Origin of the sequence: Helicobacter sp. 11S03491-1, from assembly GCF_002272835.1 — a bacterium.
In the GTDB taxonomy this organism is placed as follows: Bacteria; Campylobacterota; Campylobacteria; order Campylobacterales; family Helicobacteraceae; genus Helicobacter_J.
Genome location: NZ_MLAO01000011.1, coordinates 24136 through 41854, shown reverse-complemented (window position 1 = coordinate 41854; position 17719 = coordinate 24136). Strand labels below are relative to the sequence as shown.

The following is a 17719-nucleotide window of genomic DNA, read 5'->3' as shown; positions in this document are numbered from 1 at the left end:
TTTTGCGCCTTTATTTGATTTAAGATATGTTTTTAATGGGTTTGAAAAATTTCTTATAAAAATAAAATATACCCAACATCAAAACGATACCAACCCCATAACCGCTCAAAAGCGATGTACTTAAACTTGCCACACCAAAGCTAATCATAGCCACTACAGCAACTGTAGTGGCATAGGGAAATTGTGTGATAAAATGACTTTGCACTGAGCAACCCGCCCCTGTTGCCGAAAGAATCGTTGTATCAGATATTGGAGAAGCGTGATCTCCATATACTGCCCCAGCTAACACAGCTGAAATCGACAAAAGAATATCTCCTCCTGAAGCACCTACCACACTAACTCCTATGGGAAGCATAATCGCAAAAGTCCCCCAACTGGTCCCTGTAGCAAAAGCAATAAATCCTGAAATCAAAAACAAAATCACAGGCATCATTACAACCATATCTTGAGATAAAAACTCTTTGCTTAAATTCGCCAAATAAATCCCTGTTTGCATATCATCACGGATAACAGGTCCTATTGCCCAAGCCAAAATTAAAATCAAAATTGCAGGCAACATACTTTTAACACCATTTACTGCAAGATTAGCCAGAGAATCTTTGCGTATATGTTTGATTGAAACTAAAAAAGCTATCACAAGAGCAAATAAACCACCATAAAATAAAGAAAAAGCCGTATTGGTATTTTTGAGCATATCCAAAAGTTTCCATTCTTTTCCCACATCATATCCTGTCCATAAAATCATAGAACCAATTGAAATAACCAAGACTATCACAGGGATTACAAGTAGCCATACTGAACTTGAATATTTATTCAAATCATCATCGCGGAGTAAATCTGTAACCCCAACGTTTTTATATTTTTTCATCGCAGGGAGATTGATTTGCCAATATATAGTTAAAAATACTGCTAAAAGCGCAAACCAAGCATAATAATTACTCCATACGCTGCTAATAAGCACAAACAATCCATCGCCAACAGATGGAGGAACACTACTTTGCATAATCCCTATGATATAGGCTCCCCAACTTGAAATGGGCATCAAAATACAAACAGGAGCAGAAGTTGAATCAATAACATACGCAAGTCTTTCTCTGGTAGAGTGGTTTGCATCATTTAAAGATTTTGAAATTTGCCCTACTGTCAAGGCATTAAAATAATCATCAATAAAAATTACAATCCCGGCAATAAAGGCGACAAATTCAGAACCTTGGGGACTTTTTATACGCTGTCGTGCCCATTTTACAAATGCATTCACAGCGCCTGAGTGAGAAATAAGTTGAGAAAGTATGCCCAGAATAATCAAAAATCCAAATACATATACACTTTCCCAACTGATTACTAAGCTTGTCTTGCCTTCCTGATTGTGTTGTATGCTAAAAAGTACAGAGGATATTTTTTCATAGATATAAACAAAAATTCCAATAAAATTATCATAACTTACCATTACCCCACCAAGCACCACTCCTAATAACAAAGAAAGCACCACTCTTTTGGTGAGAAAAACCATAACAATTACACAAACCGGAACCAATAAACTCAAAGCAGAATGGGCATAATCCATAAAATTCCCCCATAAAAATTTTATGCAATCATACCAAAAAAAGATAGCAGTTTAAAATCCAAAAAGCTTAGCTTAAGACTTTGGTTGAGGATTATTTCCCTTAGCTAAATCCTGCATCCTTTGAAGTTCGTCTTTTTTTGAGGCTAATTCTGTTTCAATTAATCTTAACTTCATTTCTGCTTTTTTAATACGATCAGCCTTACCTTTTGCTTGAGCTTGAGTTATTTTTGACTTTGCTTCAATCACCTTATTTTCAAGCTTTTGGACATCAAGTTCAAGTTCGCTTAAAACGATATTATCTTTGCAATGATCTCGTAATTCTTTCAAGGCTTTTTGCAAACCTGAAATCTTATCTTTATGATTATGTTTGGTTGCATAATCAATCTGAGAAAGCACATCTTTTTCTTTAAAATCACAGACAGGTCCTGCTATCAAAATACCACAAGCTACAGCACTTAAAATAAAAAATTTCTTCATTTTTTCTCCTAAAAATTATTTTTTAAAACATAGAATTATAGCCTAATTTCTCCTAAAAATTTAAAATAAATCATACTAAAGATTATTGTCTTTGTGTTTTTAATAAATCTTTCATTCTCAAAAGCTCTTGTTTAGCAGCAATGTATTCAAGATTTGCAATTTTGAGTTGTATGCTTGTTTGTCTGATTTGATGCGCATTGCCCTCAATTTGTGCGTTATTAAAGTTTGTCCGGGCTTGTTGGAGATTTTTTTGAGTTATTTGAATATTTTGGTTGATTTCTGCCAAAATATCAGAATCTTTGCAAGTTTTTTGAAAATCTGACATAGTTTTTTCTAGTTTTTTGACCTTTTGGGATAAATGATTTTTTTTTGCATAATCAATCTGAGCTTTAAAATCATTGAGTTTATATTTGCACACCGGACCTGCATATACAAAAGAACTCCATAGGAATATAATAAAAAAAACCTTCAAAACCATCTTTGTTGCCTTTTATTTTTAAATGCCTCAATAACATATGCAATTATATAAAATATGAATAAATCTTTAATAGAAGATATTTGTAAAAATAAAAGAATGCGGAAAAACTAAAATTTAATAAATTCAATGGCCGGGAGAGAGGGATTGCAAAACTTTATAAGTCCCTATTTTATGTGGTTTAAGGTTAAAATTAGTTTCCAAATAGCATTAAATACCTTATGCCGAGTGTTTTTAGAGGTATAATCCGGATCATAGCCTTATAGTCGCCTATTTTAGGACATTCTAATTTTACTGGTTTTCACTTTGTTTTAAATCTAAAAATTATTCTATAGAAGCTATTATTAAAATTAATTTTAATAATAGCTCAACATTAAAAGCGCAATCGCTCAAATCCCTGCTCCAAAAATCAAAAGAATGGTTTTCCTCTGTAATGCTATAACCTGGAGGTTCTCTTAGCCATTTGTCTTTGTCTTCTATCGCCCAAGGTCTCCAATAGGTTTGATACATCGAACAAGCACATTGGGCTTTGAAGGGCATGCAGATATAAAATATCTTAAAGCCTTCTTTCTTACATTCTTGGAGGGTTTGTTGCACAAACTTTGTGGTTTGGTTATATTGGGCTTCATAATCCAAGTGATAAATAAAGAGATTCTTTTTTGTTTTTAATTCGGGTTTGTGTTTTAAATATTCACGCACAAGATGGAGGAGTATGGTGCTATCTTTACCCCCGCTGAAACTAATGCAGATATTTTTAAAGTTATCCAATACAAACCATAGCCGACCTTTTGTGGCTTCAAGGACATTTATATCCAAATATTGTTTTGAGCTTTCCGAATATTTCTCATCAATGATTTCTTCTTGAAAAACTTGCATTTCCATGTTATGGTACCTCGCTTTTAAAAAATTGGAATGTTGTCTCCACTCCATAAAACCCACTTCCGTTCAATAGAAGCGGGCTCCGGCAATGGTTAGAGTCTTTCTTGGAATGTTTTTATCTTCTTCTCAAGCTTATTTAATCGCCACTCATTCACCCCAACCCAACCTGCTAAAATAATGATTAGCAAAAATTCTAAGTCCATTTGCGTCTCCTGTGGTATAATTGGCTAACACAATGATTAAGCAACCCCGTTAAACGGGGTCTCTTCTCCAAAAGAAGAGTTTGCAAATCGCTATCAAATAGAAGACAATTTGCAGGATTAGTGCGAATAATCTTAGCTTTTTCATTGTGTTCCCTTTCTTTTGGATTTCAAAAGTCTTTTTAAATCTTTTTTATGACACGTTTTATAACACAATTATGTCTTTATTTGAATTTCTTGATAGAATTTTCTCATCAAAGTCAAGATTAGCAAAATTTTAACTTTTGAGAGATTAACTTCTGAAGTTTCAAAACATCAAGATAAGTAAAATTTATTTTAGATACCCCTCATTAAGATTTTATAGCAGAGTTCCGGATTGAAATAATAATAAGAATATTTTAGTGATTTATGGTTAGTTTATTATAAAAAATAATATTTGATTTAAATATAAATAAATTTATTTTATATATTTTAAATTTTTAACTAAAATCTAAAATATTTCATCAAAAGACAAAAGTAAAATTTTTAGGGATTTTAGTTTTTATTTTGGTAGCTTAAATTTTAAGGCTAAAATATTTTAGCCTGCATTTGAGGATTTTAATATTTTTAAAGAAGAGTTATTTGTTTTTTATCCGGATTTTAAGTTATAATTTTTGATAAATCATTGTGCTATTTGCATTGCCAAAATACACTTATTGAAGATAAAATAAGAACACCTGAGAAAGAGTAGTTATGAGTTATACACATTTACATTTGCATACAGAATATTCTCTCCTTGATGGGGCTAATAAAATCAAAGCCCTTGCCAAAAAAATCAAAGCTTTAGGAATGAAAAGTGTCAGTATGACCGATCATGGCAATATGTTTGGAGCTATTGATTTTTATATGACGATGAAAAAAGAAGGTATTAAGCCTATCATTGGTATTGAAACTTACCTTCATAATGCCCAAGATTTGGCAAGCAAAGAATCTAAACAACGTTTTCATCTTTGCCTTTATGCCAAAAATGAAGAAGGTTACAAAAATCTGATGTATTTAAGTTCTATGGCTTTTATTGAGGGATTTTATTATTATCCCAGAATCAACAAAAAAATATTGCGTGAGCATTCTGCAGGGCTTATTTGTTCCTCAGCATGTTTGCAAGGAGAGGTAAGTTGGCAACTCAATACCAATAACCCTAGAAATATTAAGTTTGGTGCAAAAGGCTATGAGATAGCCAAGGAAGTCGCACTTGAATATCAAGATATTTTTGGGGATGATTTTTATATAGAGATTATGCGCCATGGGATTGCCGATCAGGCTTTTATTGATGAACAATTAATTAGAATTTCGCTACAAACAGGGATTAAACTTATTGCCACTAACGATACACATTATACCAACCAAAAAGACGCAAATGCTCAAGAAGTCGCAATGTGTGTAGCAATGGGAAAAACACTTGATGACAAAGATAGGCTCAAACATTCTGTACAAGAATTTTATGTCAAATCCCCCGAACAAATGGCGAAACTTTTTGCAGATATACCTGAAGCTCTCAAAAACACAGAAGAAATTGCCCAAAAATGTAATCTTGAAATTGATCTCAAAGATGAAAAACATAACCCTCCCACACCTCCAAAGTTTAAATTTACCCAAGAATATGCTAAAATAGAAGGGCTTGATATCAATGATGATGCGAGTTATTTTGCCTACAAGGCCAGAGAAGGACTGCAAGAAAGATTAAAGATTATTCCCCAAGAAAAATATCAAATCTACAAAGACAGATTAGAGCAAGAAATAGAAGTCATTAATAAGATGAAATTTCCCGGCTATATGTTGATTGTATGGGATTTTATCAAATACGCAAGGGAAAATGGCATTCCTGTAGGACCAGGCAGAGGGAGTGCAGCGGGTAGCTTAGTAGCATTTTGTCTCAAAATCACCAATATTGATCCTCTTAAATATGATTTGCTTTTTGAACGATTTTTGAATCCTGAACGTGTGTCTATGCCTGATATTGATACAGATTTTTGTCAAAGACGTCGGGGTGAAATTATTGAGTATATGATTAGAAAATATGGCAAATATAATGTTGCCCAAGTTATTACTTTTGGTAAAATGCTTGCAAAGGGTGTTATCAGGGATGTGGCAAGAGTGCTGAACATGCCCTATAAAGAAGCTGATGACATGGCAAAACTCATTCCTGATAAGCTGGGGATTACGCTTCAAAAATATGAAAAAAATGGAGAATGGGTAGATGGGGCATGGGAGCTTGAACCTAAGCTTTCAGAACTGACTCAAAACAATCCTCTTGCTAAAAAAGTTTGGGATTTTTCACTCATGCTTGAAGGACTCAATCGCAATGCAGGCAAACATGCAGCTGCTTTGGTGGTTGATAGCGAAAAAGAATTATGGCACAAAACTCCTCTTTATACAAGCGACAAAACAGGCGGGGCTATTGTAACGCAATATTCGATGAAATATCTTGAACCTGTTGATTTGATCAAATTTGACTTTTTAGGTTTAAAAACACTCACTGTGATTGATGATGCGCTTAAGCTTATTTCACAACGATACCAAAAGAATTTGGATTTTTTGACGATTGATACTGACGATCCTGAAGTTTATAAAACTATGCAAAGTGGCAACACAGTGGGCATATTCCAAGTAGAATCAGGAATGTTTCAAGGACTTAATAAGCGTTTGAAGCCTTCCGGCTTTGAAGATGTGATTGCTATTATTGCTTTGGGGCGTCCCGGTCCTATGGAGTCAGGCATGGTTGATGATTTTGTGAATCGCAAGCATGGAAGTGAGCCTATCAAATATATGTTTCCTGAACTTGAATCTATCTTAAAGCCGACATATGGAACTATTGTTTATCAAGAGCAAGTTATGCAAATTGTCCGGAGCATTGGAGGTTTTTCATTAGGAGAAGCAGATTTGATCCGTCGGGCAATGGGAAAAAAAGATGCCCAAATTATGGCAGATAATAAAAATAAATTTGCTTTGGGAGCTCAAAGCAAAGGATTTGATAAACAAAAAGCCGAAGAGCTTTGGGATTTGATTGTTAAATTTGCAGGGTATGGGTTTAACAAATCTCATTCCGCAGCTTATGCAATGCTGACTTTTCAAACTGCTTATTTAAAGACTTATTATGAATATGAATTTATGGCTGCAATGCTGACAAGCGAATCAGACAAAATAGAATCTGTGGCTAAATATATTGATGAAGTTAAACTTTTGGATATGGAAATTATTCCTCCCCATATCAACACTTCTATGCTTGATTTTAGTGTGGGTGATTTTGAAGATGAAAATACTAAGCCTGTCAAAAAAATTATTTTTGGATTGAGCGCCATTAAAGGGGCAGGAGAAGGACCTCTAAAAAATATCATTGAGGTCAGAGAAAGTGGGGGTAAATTCAAAAGTTTAGAAGATTTTATTTCCAGGGTTGATTTTACTAAACTTACCAAAAGAATTCTGGAACCTCTTATAAAAACAGGGAGTCTGGATGGGCTTGGTTATACGCGTGCGACAATGCTAAAAAATATTGATAAAATTTGTGAAATAGGGAGATCAAAAAATAAACTAAAGGTAGAGGGAACACTATTAGAAGGGATTTATGAATCTGAAGAAATACAAACAATTTCTCTGGATTTAAAACAAGAAGATGAATATGATGCAAAAATTTTACTGGATTATGAATATGAGTGTTTGGGAATTTGTGTTTCAGGGCATCCTTTGGACGAATTTGCCAAAGAAATCAAGACAATCAAAAATGTAGCCAAAAGTGTAGAATTAGAGGATTTAGAAGTTGGTTCAAATATAATGCTTGTAGGTAAAGTCCTTGATATCAAGAAAAAGGTCAGCAAATCAGGAAATGTCTATGGCAAGGCAGATATTCTGGATCTCTATGGTAAGATTGAATTGATGTTGTTTGAAAAACACCTTCAAGAGCTAGATAAATTTGATATTTCCAAGCCCTTAGCCTTTAAGTGCAAAATTGAAGAGCGTGAAGAAAAAATACAATTGCGTTTGTTTGAAATTATGGACTTAGAACAAGCAAAAAAAGTAAAAAATAAACTTGAGTATAAAGTTATTGAACAAAAAGAAGAAGAGAGCATACCTCTTGATATGAAACCCCAAGATTTTAACGATGCTACTTGTCCTTTGGCAGTGGTGTTAAAGAAGAACACTCAAATAAGTTTGATTGAAAAACTCAAGATAGAAGCCAAAAAATTTGAAGGCAAACGCGAGCTTCAAGTACTCATTGATGACACAGAAAGAAAATATAAATTTATAAGTAATCTCAAGGTAAATACAAAAATTAAAGAAAGTTTTTGCGAACTTGAATGGTTAGATATATTATGAGATTAAATCAGTTCATTTCTCATCATACAAAATATTCTCGCAGAGAAGCTGATTTGTTAATTAAAGAGGGAAGAGTCAATATTGAAAAAACTAAAGCCGGTTTTCAGAGTATTTTGAAAGAAGGACAGAGGGTTTTTATCGATGGCAGGTATGTTAAGCCCAAAGAAGAAGATTTATATACAGTGATTGTTTATCATAAGCCTAAGGGTGAGATTGTAAGCAAAAAAGACGATAGAAATAGGCGGGTAATTTATGACACATTAGATAAGAAATACGCACATTTTGTCCCGGTAGGGAGACTTGATTTTGCATCAGAGGGCGTTTTATTGCTCAGTGATAATAAAAAGGTTGCCCAAGCCCTAATGGAAAGCGATTTGGAGCGTGAATATATTCTTAAAATTAATGGAAAAGTTACCAAAGAAATATGCGAGGGAATGGTTAATGGATTAGAACTTAACGATGCCAGAGCAGGCGCGCATGAGAAAAGCCGGATTCAAAAAATGCGTTTTGCACCTTTTGTAAAATATGAAATAAGCAAAGATGATGTGCATTTTTCTAAACTTAAAGTATGCATCCATGAAGGAAAAAATCGTGAGTTACGTAGATTTTTTGCTTATTTCAAAAGAGATGTGCTTGATTTACGACGTATTCGTTATGGTTGGATTCATTTAAATGCCTTGCCTGTAGGAAAAACAAGATTTTTAAATAAAGACGAATACAAAAGACTTCATCATTTTATGAATAAATAAATGATGTAAATTTTGATATAAGCAAAAAATATATATAATTTTGGCTTTAATTTATCTCAATAAGGAACAAGATGAAAAAATTGATTTTTATTTCAGCAATACTTGGAGTATTTTTTTATGGTTGCAGTGATCCGACTGCCCCAAAAGAAGGAGATAGCACAGAAATTTCTACTCTTAAGACAAATTGCGTCGCAGGAGATTTGGAGAGTTGTGCAAATTTAGGCGCAAAATACGCCTTAGGACAAGATATTTCCAAAGATATAAATGCTGCAAAGGAATTATTTGATAAGTCTTGCAAAGGAGGTAATCCTACGGGTTGTTACAATTTAGGCGTGATTGATCGTGATAAACAAGACTACAAAAAAGCAATGGAGCGTTTCAAAGATTCTTGTGAAAAAAATTTTGGTCAAGCTTGTTATAGTATTGGCATAATGTATAAAAATGCCGAGGGAGTTACTCAAGATTTAGATTATTCTGCAAGCATGTTTTCTAAAGCTTGTGATTTGGGCAACCCTTATGGTTGCTTGGATGCTTGTGCATTTTATAAAGATGATGCACAAGGAGATAAAGCATTGCCAATGTGTCAAAAAGCTTGTGAATTAGGAAATGGAGCCGGTTGTTTTAATGCAAGTGATTTGTATTTTACAAAATATAAAGATATTGGAAATACTCTTGCATATTCAAAACGAGCTTGTGATTTAGGTGTTGGTGTAGCTTGTTCAAATGTAGCCTTTTTATATGCTGAAGGAAAGGTTATTCATCAAGACATTAAAGAAGCAATAAATTATTTCAAAAAAGCTTGTGATTTGGGCAATAAACAATCTTGTGAAAATTATAAAACACTTGAAAATACTCTCAATAAAAGCAAAAATGCTAAAGATACAAAAAATAAAAATACCACTCAAACAATAAAAGGTATTAAAAAAGATTGATTGTTAATTCTATTTTATAAAATTATTGAACAAGTTAAGGTTTATTTTTTCTAGTTTGAAGTAGAATACCCATAAAACTTCATAGAAAAGGTAAATGATGTTAAATGCAAGAAAGTCCGTGATTGCAAATAGTTATTTTAATGGGATAATTTTGGTGGGAGCAATATCATTTGCTGCATTATATTTTGCTGATATTGATATTGTAAAAGCTTTGCATTTATCACCCTTATTGATTGGTGTTATTATTGGAGCGTTAGCTTCATCAGTCTTTAGAAGATCGAGAAAATCTACAGAGCGTGGCGTTTCTTTTAGCGCCAAAAAACTTCTGAGATTCGGTATTATTTTATATGGTTTTAATGTAACGCTAGGCGAGATTACAAGTGTAGGCGCACCCGGAATTATCATCTCTTTTATAGTTGTTGTTATTATTTTTGCAGTGGGGACTTATATTGGTGTGAAATTTCTTGGTCTTGACAAAGATATCGCTATGCTTGTAAGTGGAGGAAGTGCTGTATGTGGGGCTGCAGCTGTTCTTGCTCTAGAGGCTTCAATCAAATCTGAACCTTATAAAGGTGTCATAGCAGTAGGGACAGTTGTGATATTTGGCATTATCGCAATGTTTTTATACCCCATACTTTACAATATTGGTATTATTCCTTTAACTCATACACAAGAAGGGATTTATATTGGGGCTACACTTCATGAGGTAGCAAATGTTGTAGGGGCGGCCAGTTCAATTTCTCCTGAAGCTGAAGGAGTAGCTGTAACGATTAAAATGATTCGTGTTATTTTATTGGTGCCATTGCTTTTGGTAATTCCTTATTTGATTGCTCATAATCCACATGGGGGCAATCGTAGAAAATTGCATATTCCATGGTTTGCTTTTGGATTTTTGGCTATGGTAATTGTCAATTCTTATATTTCTTATTTAGCTCCTAAATTTATAACTGAGGAAAAACTTTCTGAAATTATTGAAATACTAAAATATCTTTGTAATGTAAGTTTGGTGTTTGCAATGGTTGCCTTAGGACTTCAAGTTGATTTGAAGAAATTTTTAAGTTCAGGAGGCAAAGCATTTACACTTGCATTGATATTGTTTGCTATCCTGATAGTAGGCGGATTTTGCCTGGTAAAATTTTTTATATAAACAAGGAGAATAAATGATTGAAGTAATTGATAGAAAAAAATTTGAGCAAGTAACCAAAGAAGGGAGTGTCATTGTTGATTTTGGAGCTAATTGGTGTCCGGATTGTCGCAAAATTGAGCCAATTATGGAAGTGTTAGCAAAAGAATATGCAGATAAAATAAAAATTTATAAAATCAATATTGATGCCCAAGAAGCCCTAAAAGATGAGCTGGGAGTGCGTAGAATCCCTACATTGATTTTTTACAAAGATGGAAAAGAAGTGGGAGAAAGACTTGTAGAGCCTGATAATAAAGTCTTAATAGAGACAGCTTTAAAGAAAATTCTATAATTCGATTATCCTTTATTTCGAAAAATTTGAAGGTTGGAAAGAAACTGAGAGTCTAGATAGAAGGGAATTTGATTATAAAAATTATTCAAAAATCAGTTAGAAGAAGATAAATTTAGTTTTTTAATAAATTGGCGGTAATTTTTGGGCTTTGATGGAATAAGTATTTTAGTACCTTGTTTTTTGAAGTTTTTGAATAAGTTGAGTATTTTATAATTCTAAATATTAAATAGTTTATAGTTTTGATGGTATGGTAAATAAGATAAGATTTGATAATAGGGCTTTACCAAAAAAAATTAAGAAATCAATGCCGACTTTATGGGTTATTATATTTTTGCAATATTTTATTTCCTCCAAAATTTTTGTGGCTTTTGATATAGTAGAAAGTATTTTTGTAATCAAAGCTAAGAACTTGAGCATGAAGCATTAAAGTAGGCGTTTGAGAATCTAGAAATTTTTGATTGAGATAATCTCTAGCGCTTTGTTTGCTGACTCCATAAAGAGATTCACCAATGATTTTATGACCAATTTGAGCAAGATGAATTCTGATTTGATGGGTTCTGCCTGTAATGGGGATAACCTTTAGAAGGGTAGTATCTTTTATCTTGTCATAAAAAATAGGAAAAATTTTTGTTACAGAAGGTTTGCCTTCAGGAGAAATAACACATTGAATCTTCAAGTCTTCATATTTATCTGTTTTGCGGGGAACTTTGATGGGAAGGTCTATTGTCTGAGGTGTTTGTATATGCCCTTGGACAAGAGCGATATATTGTTTGCAGATATGCTTGGTTTCAAAAAGATTTTTAAGTTCTGCTTCATGTTGTTTTTTTCTTGAAGCCATGATTAAACCACTTGTTTCATAATCAAGTCTATGGACAGGATTGGCTTGTTTCCCGAATTGTGATTTGATAACATCACACAAACTAGGGTGTTTAAAATAGCCCTTTGGGTGGATTAATAATTTTGATGGTTTTTCATAGATAACGAAATCAGGAGCAATAAAAATAGGTGCAAGATTGAAGTTATGAGGTTCAAAGTAGGTTAAATGAACTTTTCCTTCTATAATTTGAGATTTATGAACAGGCAAATCATTTTGTTTGAGTCTTTGTTTGTCCAGATGCTTTTGTGCTTCTTTTTGAGAGCATTGGAGAGTTTGCATTACAAATAAAAAAGCCTTTTTGGGACTATTAAGCGTGAAAGCTTTCGTTACAAAGGGCATTTTTGAATTGTTTTGACAATCATCAAAGCACAATTACTAAAGCTGTCTTTTTGCACACTAAAGTTAATATTGACTTGATCATTCTTTTCATAAAATTTTTCACAAAAAAACACCATTGCTTTTTGTTTGCGATTATAGACATCAAATTCGAGTTTTTGATGAAGGGCTTTGAGAGTTTGGGCAGAGGCGATTGTGAGATTATTGCAAGTAAAATGAGGCTGAGGATTTCCTTGCCCATAGGGTTCAAATTGATCTAATATTCTTAGAAGTTCTCCATCAATTTCTTCAAGATTTAAAACACCCAATGTTTCTGATATCTCTGCTTGTTTTACTTGAGGCATTTGGAAGTTTTTGAGAGATTCAAAAAAAGGCTCTAAATTTCGTTGATTTATTTGGAGTCCTACAGCTTTTGTGTGCCCTCCAAATTGAATAAAAAACTCTGAATGAGCATTGAATGTTTCTATTAAGTCAATATTGTCATAACTTCTAGCGCTGCCTTTGAGAATATCCTCTTTTTTACTCAAAACAATTGCAGGTCTTTGATAGGATTGCGCGAGGGTGGCAGCTACAATTCCCAAGACTCCTTCATGCCAATTCTCTCCATAAGCTAATATGCAATTTTTGCTTATTAAAGAAGTTTCTTGAGCGAGAAGAAGAGTATCTTTGGCAATAGTTTTTCTCTCATTGTTGCAAAGATAGAGTTCTTTGTAGAATTTTGCAGCTTCTTGTTCGTTATTAGAGAGTAAAAGTTGCAACGCTATATTTGCATCCCCCATTCTCCCGGCACTATTAATCAGCGGAGCAATATAGTGGGCAATGTCTGCGGCTATGATATTTTTAGTCTTAAGATGTCTTTTTAATGCTTTGTTGGCAGGGGAATTAGAATCTTGAAATTTTTTTAACCCAATTTTAACAAGAAGTTTATTGACTTTGGTTAAGGGCATCATATCTGCGATGGTTGCAATACAAACAAAATCAAGCAAATCAATCAAAGAAATTTTTAAACCCAGCTCTATTTTAATAGCATTACACAAATACCATGCTACAGCAGCGCCACAAATTTCTTTTTGAGGAAAGAGACATTGTGTTTGTTGAGGATTGATAATTGCGTTTGCTTGGGGTAGTTTGTCTTTGATACTATGGTGATCGGTAATGATAAAAATAATCCCTTTTTGCAAGCAATATTCCCCACATTCAAAAGCGCTGATACCATTATCTACGGTAATGACTATATCAGCAGGATTTTTTTCTAATATTGATTGGCTAACGCCATATCCATCGCTAAAACGATTGGGAATAACATAACTAATATTTGGGTAATCAATCAAAGAAAAAAATCGCATCATCAATGCAGTTGATGTGATCCCATCAACATCATAATCACCTACAATAAGAATCTTTTTGTCTTCTTTAATAGCTTGTGTAATGATGATAGCAGCATTTTGTGCATCTTTGAGTTTGTGAGGATGGGGCAATTGGCTGGGAGATACAAATATGTCATCTTTAAATCTCTGCGCCAAAAGTTGTTGGATAGTTTGCTTATTTAAAGAAGGATTCATTTATTTTGAAATTCTAAAGTTTTTTTAACAAACTCTAAGATAATAGGATTGGGACTTTGGAGTCTTGAAGTGAATTCCGGATGGAATTGCACGCCTACAAAAAAGGGATGGTCTTTGAGCTCTATGGCTTCAATAAGCCCATTGGCAGATTCTCCACTAATGAGCATCCCTTGAGACTCCAAATTGGATTTATATTTTGGATTGGCTTCATAGCGATGGCGATGCCTTTCTTTGATATCAAGATGATTATTGTAAGCTTTAGCAAGTTTAGAATCTTTTTTGATCTTGCAAGGATATTCTCCCAGTCGCATTGTGCCACCCATAGGGGATTGATGTGTGCGAATTTGTTCATTGCCTTGCTGATCAATAAAATCTTCAATTAAATAAATAAATGGATTCTTTGTGCGGGTATCAAATTCTGTTGAATTTGCATCATGGATACCCAAAACATTACGTGCAAATTCTATGATTGAAAGTTGCATCCCTAAACAAATTCCTAAAAAAGGTATTTTATTTTCTCTAGCATATTTAATGGCTTCAATTTTTCCATTTACCCCCCTTTCTCCAAAACCACCCGGTATCAAGATGCCATCTGCATCTTCAAGCACAGAAAGATCGCTATCATAAAGATTTTCACTATCAATCCACTTGATATTGACGCGAGTATCCATATTTGCTCCGGCATGAACAAGGGCTTCTGTAAGGGATTTATAAGATTCTTTGAGGCTTAAATATTTCCCCACAAAACCAATTGTAATTGAATCTTTTGGAGAAATAATTTTTTTAACAAGCATGTCCCATTCATCCATTTTGGGTTTAAGATTTCCAAGTCTGAATCGCCTGGCAATAGGGGTAAGTATATCTTCCTTTAAGAAATTAATAGGGCATTTATAAATACTTTCTGCATCTTCGGCAACAATCACGCTATCATCATCTACATCACAGCTAAGGGCTAGTTTTTTCTTCAATTCTTTGCTTAAGGGTTTTTCGCACCGTGCTAAAATAATTTGAGGTGAGATACCTATGCGACGGAGTTCTTGGACAGAATGTTGTGTGGGTTTTGTTTTGAGTTCTCCGGCAGCCTTGATAAGAGGAATAAGTGTTACATGGATACTGATGACCAAATCATTGCCAAGTTCGTGTTTCATTTGTCTCATTGCTTCTAAATAAGGCATACCTTCCATATCTCCTACAGTCCCTCCTAATTCAACAACTAAAAAATCACTATTTAAGCTGGCATTTTTAATACGATTTTTAATTTCATCTACAATATGTGGGACAATTTGAATGGTTTTGCCCAAATATTTTCCATGCCTTTCGTTTTCGATAACAGAGAGATAAACTTGTCCTGTTGTAAAATTATTTTGTTTGGAGAAATTCGTATTCAAAAACCTTTCGTAATGACCAATATCGAGATCGGTTTCTGCTCCATCAAAAGTTACAAAGACTTCTCCATGCTCCAATGGACTCATTGTGCCCGGATCAACATTAATATAAGGATCGATTTTAAGGATAGAAACTTGATAACCGGAATGTTTAAGTAATGTAGCAATAGAAGAAGATGAAATCCCCTTTCCAAGCGAACTTAACACCCCACCGGTAACAAAAATATATTTAGTGTATTTCATGTTTGCTCTCTTAAATTTTTTTATTATCTTAGTAAAATCGTGGTTAAAAGTGATTTAATTTCAAAAGGATTTATGCTTTTAGTGTAGAATTTTTTAAAATTAAAAGTGGATGGTGTATATGCTCTATTTGTTAGGATTTATCTTTATTGTTTTTTATACATTCCCTAGCATTGTTTTGTCTTGCCTTCAATTCAAGCATATCAATTCTCATATCAATAAAAATCCCATTATCTTATCTCCAAAGGACTGGCAGGAGGCAGGAGAGTATTCTTTGGCGAAGCTTAGAGTTTCTATTATTCAAAACATTATTGAAGCAGTTGTTTTTGTTTTGTGGATTGGAATTGGACTTTTTGGGCTTGAGAATTTTCTTAAAGAGTGGGATATTTTTGAAAATGTATATTTTTTAACATATGTTTTGATTTTCCTAATTATTGGGGCAATTATTTCTATTCCAATGAGTTTTTATGTAACTATGAAATTAGATAAAAAATATGGTTTTGCTAAAGGCACTTTGAGTTTGTTTATAAAAGATACATTAAAAGAATTTGCAATGCTTATAATCATAGCCGGTATTGTGGTATTTTTATTGATTGAAATTATAGAAAATTTTTATTATTGGTGGGTGTATAGTTTTTTATTGGTTTTCATGCTGGCCATTTTAGCAAATGTGCTTTATCCTATTTTGATTGCCCCTATTTTTAATAAATTCACATCCTTAAATGATGATAATTTACGCGAACAAATAGAATATATGATGAAAAAGGTGGGGTTTAGGGCAAGTGGAATTTTTGTAATGGATGCCAGTAGGCGTGATGGTAGGCTAAATGCTTATTTTGGAGGTTTGGGAAAATCTAAGCGGGTAGTTTTATTTGATACTCTTTTGCAAAAAGTCAGCCAAGAAGGGTTATTGGCAATTTTAGGACATGAACTGGGGCATTTTAAGCATAAAGATATTTTGAAAAATATTGTTATTATGGGGATTGTTTTATTTATTTTATTTTTTATTGCAGGGAATTTACCTCAAGAATTATTTAATTCAATAGGCATAGAATATAACCCCGCGACAATGATTGTTTTTTTACTTTTAATCTCTCCTGTAGTATCTTTTTGGGCAATGCCTATTATTGGGTATTTTAGCAGAAAAGCAGAATATGGCGCTGATGAATATGGCGCTGAGCTTACAAATAAACGTGCTTTGGCAGAGGCGCTAATACGACTTGTTAATGAAAACAAAGCTTTTCCCTGCTCACACCCGCTTTATATATTTTTTTATTATACTCATCCGCCTTTACTTGAGAGACTGAGGGCGCTAGATTATCAGGGAGGAGGGGTAGATTGAATATTTTTCAAGCCCTTGGTTATGCCAAAAGAGAATTTTTAAATTGTAGTTATAACGAAAATGTTCGCATAGGACTTGAAGCAGAATTGCTTTTGGGGTTTGTGATGGATTGCACAAGGGAGTGGTTGCACACTTGGGGAGAACGTGAAGTTGATGAGTGTGAATTAAGAGAATTTATGGGTTGCGTATGTCGCAGAATCAGAGGAGAGCCTATTGAATATATTATTCAAAGCGCAAGTTTTTATGGTGAAAAATTTTATGTAGATCAAAGAGTTTTGATCCCCAGACCTGAAACTGAAATATTAGTGCAAAAGGTCCAAAATTTAATGGCAAATTATTCCATTAGAACTCTTGCTGAAATTGGCGTGGGGAGCGGTATTATTTCTATTACATTGGCATTAAAAAATTTAGATATTTTAATCACAGCAACAGATATTTCTAATCTGGCTATTGAAGTTGCTCAGACTAATATTGAACAATTCAGTACCCGTAAAAATACCCTTGAAGAACGCATAAATCTTGTGTGTACAAACTTGCTTGATGGTATAGAAGGAGATTTTGATCTCTTGGTATCTAATCCCCCTTATATCGCCCAAGATTATCCTTTAGAAAAAAATGTGCTTTATGAACCTAAAATAGCTTTATTTGGGGGTATTTGCGGTGATGAAATTCTAAAGAATATCATCAAACTTGGAGCCAAAAAAAGAATCAAATTTTTAGCTTGTGAAATGGGATATGATCAAAAAGAAACTTTTGATCATTATCTGCAAGATCATGGTTATGATGGGGAATTTTATAAAGATTTGAGTGGTTTAGATAGAGGATTTGTTGCTATTTTGAGGGACTAGTTTTTACAATTACGACTCAGAAATTACA

14 protein-coding genes are annotated in these 17719 nt (G+C 33.5%); 7 read left to right on the top strand and 7 right to left on the bottom strand.

Annotation, left to right across the window (positions count from 1 at the left end):
* Positions 1 to 19: 19 nt before the first annotated feature.
* From BKH45_RS07450 to BKH45_RS07435, 4 genes are all read right to left on the bottom strand, one after another.
* Positions 20 to 1564, bottom strand: a complete 1545-nt coding sequence (locus BKH45_RS07450; protein ID WP_095274848.1) for a Na+/H+ antiporter NhaC family protein — start codon at positions 1562 to 1564, stop codon at positions 20 to 22.
* A gap of 72 nt (positions 1565 to 1636) precedes the next feature.
* Positions 1637 to 2041 carry a DUF1090 domain-containing protein gene (locus tag BKH45_RS07445; protein ID WP_095274847.1) on the bottom strand — a complete coding sequence of 135 codons (405 nt, stop codon included), beginning with the start codon at positions 2039 to 2041 and terminating at the stop codon, positions 1637 to 1639.
* A gap of 82 nt (positions 2042 to 2123) precedes the next feature.
* Positions 2124 to 2519, bottom strand: a complete 396-nt coding sequence (locus BKH45_RS07440) for a DUF1090 family protein (protein WP_095274846.1) — start codon at positions 2517 to 2519, stop codon at positions 2124 to 2126.
* A gap of 321 nt (positions 2520 to 2840) precedes the next feature.
* On the bottom strand, positions 2841 to 3392 hold the full coding sequence (locus BKH45_RS07435) for a phosphoadenosine phosphosulfate reductase family protein (protein ID WP_180675698.1): 552 nt from the start codon (positions 3390 to 3392) through the stop codon (positions 2841 to 2843).
* A gap of 935 nt (positions 3393 to 4327) precedes the next feature.
* On the opposite strand from BKH45_RS07435, the gene dnaE reads away from it, so the two are divergent.
* The 5 genes from dnaE (at position 4328) to BKH45_RS07410 (ending at position 11101) form a co-directional block, all read left to right on the top strand.
* Complete coding sequence (gene dnaE / locus BKH45_RS07430; protein WP_095274844.1) at positions 4328 to 7945, top strand: DNA polymerase III subunit alpha; 3618 nt, start codon at positions 4328 to 4330, stop codon at positions 7943 to 7945.
* Positions 7942 to 8694 (top strand): pseudouridine synthase, encoded by a 753-nt coding sequence (locus BKH45_RS07425; protein ID WP_095274884.1) that lies wholly within the window; start codon positions 7942 to 7944, stop codon positions 8692 to 8694. Before dnaE ends, BKH45_RS07425 begins: the two co-directional genes overlap by 4 nt.
* A gap of 71 nt (positions 8695 to 8765) precedes the next feature.
* Entirely contained in the window at positions 8766 to 9626 is an 861-nt protein-coding gene (locus BKH45_RS07420; protein WP_095274843.1) for a tetratricopeptide repeat protein, read from the top strand.
* A 97-nt stretch (positions 9627 to 9723) separates the two neighbouring features.
* The gene (locus tag BKH45_RS07415) at positions 9724 to 10773 is read left to right on the top strand and encodes a YeiH family protein (RefSeq protein ID WP_343286794.1); all 1050 of its coding nucleotides are present in this window, start codon (positions 9724 to 9726) and stop codon (positions 10771 to 10773) included.
* 13 nt (positions 10774 to 10786) lie between these two features.
* Complete coding sequence (locus tag BKH45_RS07410; protein ID WP_095274841.1) at positions 10787 to 11101, top strand: thioredoxin family protein; 315 nt, start codon at positions 10787 to 10789, stop codon at positions 11099 to 11101.
* Positions 11102 to 11414: 313 nt separating this feature from the next.
* Here the strand turns inward: BKH45_RS07410 and BKH45_RS07405 are convergent, their stop codons facing one another.
* The 3 genes from BKH45_RS07405 to pyrG are packed head-to-tail and all read right to left on the bottom strand — an operon-like array spanning position 11415 to position 15504.
* Positions 11415 to 12317 carry an RluA family pseudouridine synthase gene (locus tag BKH45_RS07405; RefSeq protein ID WP_095274840.1) on the bottom strand — a complete coding sequence of 301 codons (903 nt, stop codon included), beginning with the start codon at positions 12315 to 12317 and terminating at the stop codon, positions 11415 to 11417.
* The gene (gene recJ, locus BKH45_RS07400) at positions 12305 to 13876 is read right to left on the bottom strand and encodes a single-stranded-DNA-specific exonuclease RecJ (RefSeq protein ID WP_095274839.1); all 1572 of its coding nucleotides are present in this window, start codon (positions 13874 to 13876) and stop codon (positions 12305 to 12307) included. Before recJ ends, BKH45_RS07405 begins: the two co-directional genes overlap by 13 nt.
* Complete coding sequence (pyrG, locus tag BKH45_RS07395) at positions 13873 to 15504, bottom strand: CTP synthase (glutamine hydrolyzing) (RefSeq protein ID WP_095274838.1); 1632 nt, start codon at positions 15502 to 15504, stop codon at positions 13873 to 13875. Before pyrG ends, recJ begins: the two co-directional genes overlap by 4 nt.
* A 109-nt stretch (positions 15505 to 15613) precedes the next feature.
* On the opposite strand from pyrG, the gene BKH45_RS07390 reads away from it, so the two are divergent.
* Complete coding sequence (locus tag BKH45_RS07390; protein ID WP_095274837.1) at positions 15614 to 16843, top strand: M48 family metallopeptidase; 1230 nt, start codon at positions 15614 to 15616, stop codon at positions 16841 to 16843.
* Positions 16840 to 17691, top strand: coding sequence for a peptide chain release factor N(5)-glutamine methyltransferase (gene prmC / locus BKH45_RS07385; RefSeq protein ID WP_257874530.1), 852 nt, complete (start codon positions 16840 to 16842; stop codon positions 17689 to 17691). Before BKH45_RS07390 ends, prmC begins: the two co-directional genes overlap by 4 nt.
* The last annotated feature ends 28 nt before the right edge of the window (positions 17692 to 17719 follow it).

Coding starts and splice junctions, on each gene's coding strand:
- BKH45_RS07450 (WP_095274848.1), bottom strand. CDS start 1,564: ATGGATTATGCCCATTCTGCTTTGAGTTTATTGGTTCCGGTTTGTGTA.
- BKH45_RS07445 (WP_095274847.1), bottom strand. CDS start 2,041: ATGAAGAAATTTTTTATTTTAAGTGCTGTAGCTTGTGGTATTTTGATA.
- BKH45_RS07440 (WP_095274846.1), bottom strand. CDS start 2,519: ATGGTTTTGAAGGTTTTTTTTATTATATTCCTATGGAGTTCTTTTGTA.
- BKH45_RS07435 (WP_180675698.1), bottom strand. CDS start 3,392: ATGCAAGTTTTTCAAGAAGAAATCATTGATGAGAAATATTCGGAAAGC.
- dnaE (WP_095274844.1), top strand. CDS start 4,328: ATGAGTTATACACATTTACATTTGCATACAGAATATTCTCTCCTTGAT.
- BKH45_RS07425 (WP_095274884.1), top strand. CDS start 7,942: ATGAGATTAAATCAGTTCATTTCTCATCATACAAAATATTCTCGCAGA.
- BKH45_RS07420 (WP_095274843.1), top strand. CDS start 8,766: ATGAAAAAATTGATTTTTATTTCAGCAATACTTGGAGTATTTTTTTAT.
- BKH45_RS07415 (WP_343286794.1), top strand. CDS start 9,724: ATGTTAAATGCAAGAAAGTCCGTGATTGCAAATAGTTATTTTAATGGG.
- BKH45_RS07410 (WP_095274841.1), top strand. CDS start 10,787: ATGATTGAAGTAATTGATAGAAAAAAATTTGAGCAAGTAACCAAAGAA.
- BKH45_RS07405 (WP_095274840.1), bottom strand. CDS start 12,317: ATGCCCTTTGTAACGAAAGCTTTCACGCTTAATAGTCCCAAAAAGGCT.
- recJ (WP_095274839.1), bottom strand. CDS start 13,876: ATGAATCCTTCTTTAAATAAGCAAACTATCCAACAACTTTTGGCGCAG.
- pyrG (WP_095274838.1), bottom strand. CDS start 15,504: ATGAAATACACTAAATATATTTTTGTTACCGGTGGGGTGTTAAGTTCG.
- BKH45_RS07390 (WP_095274837.1), top strand. CDS start 15,614: ATGGTGTATATGCTCTATTTGTTAGGATTTATCTTTATTGTTTTTTAT.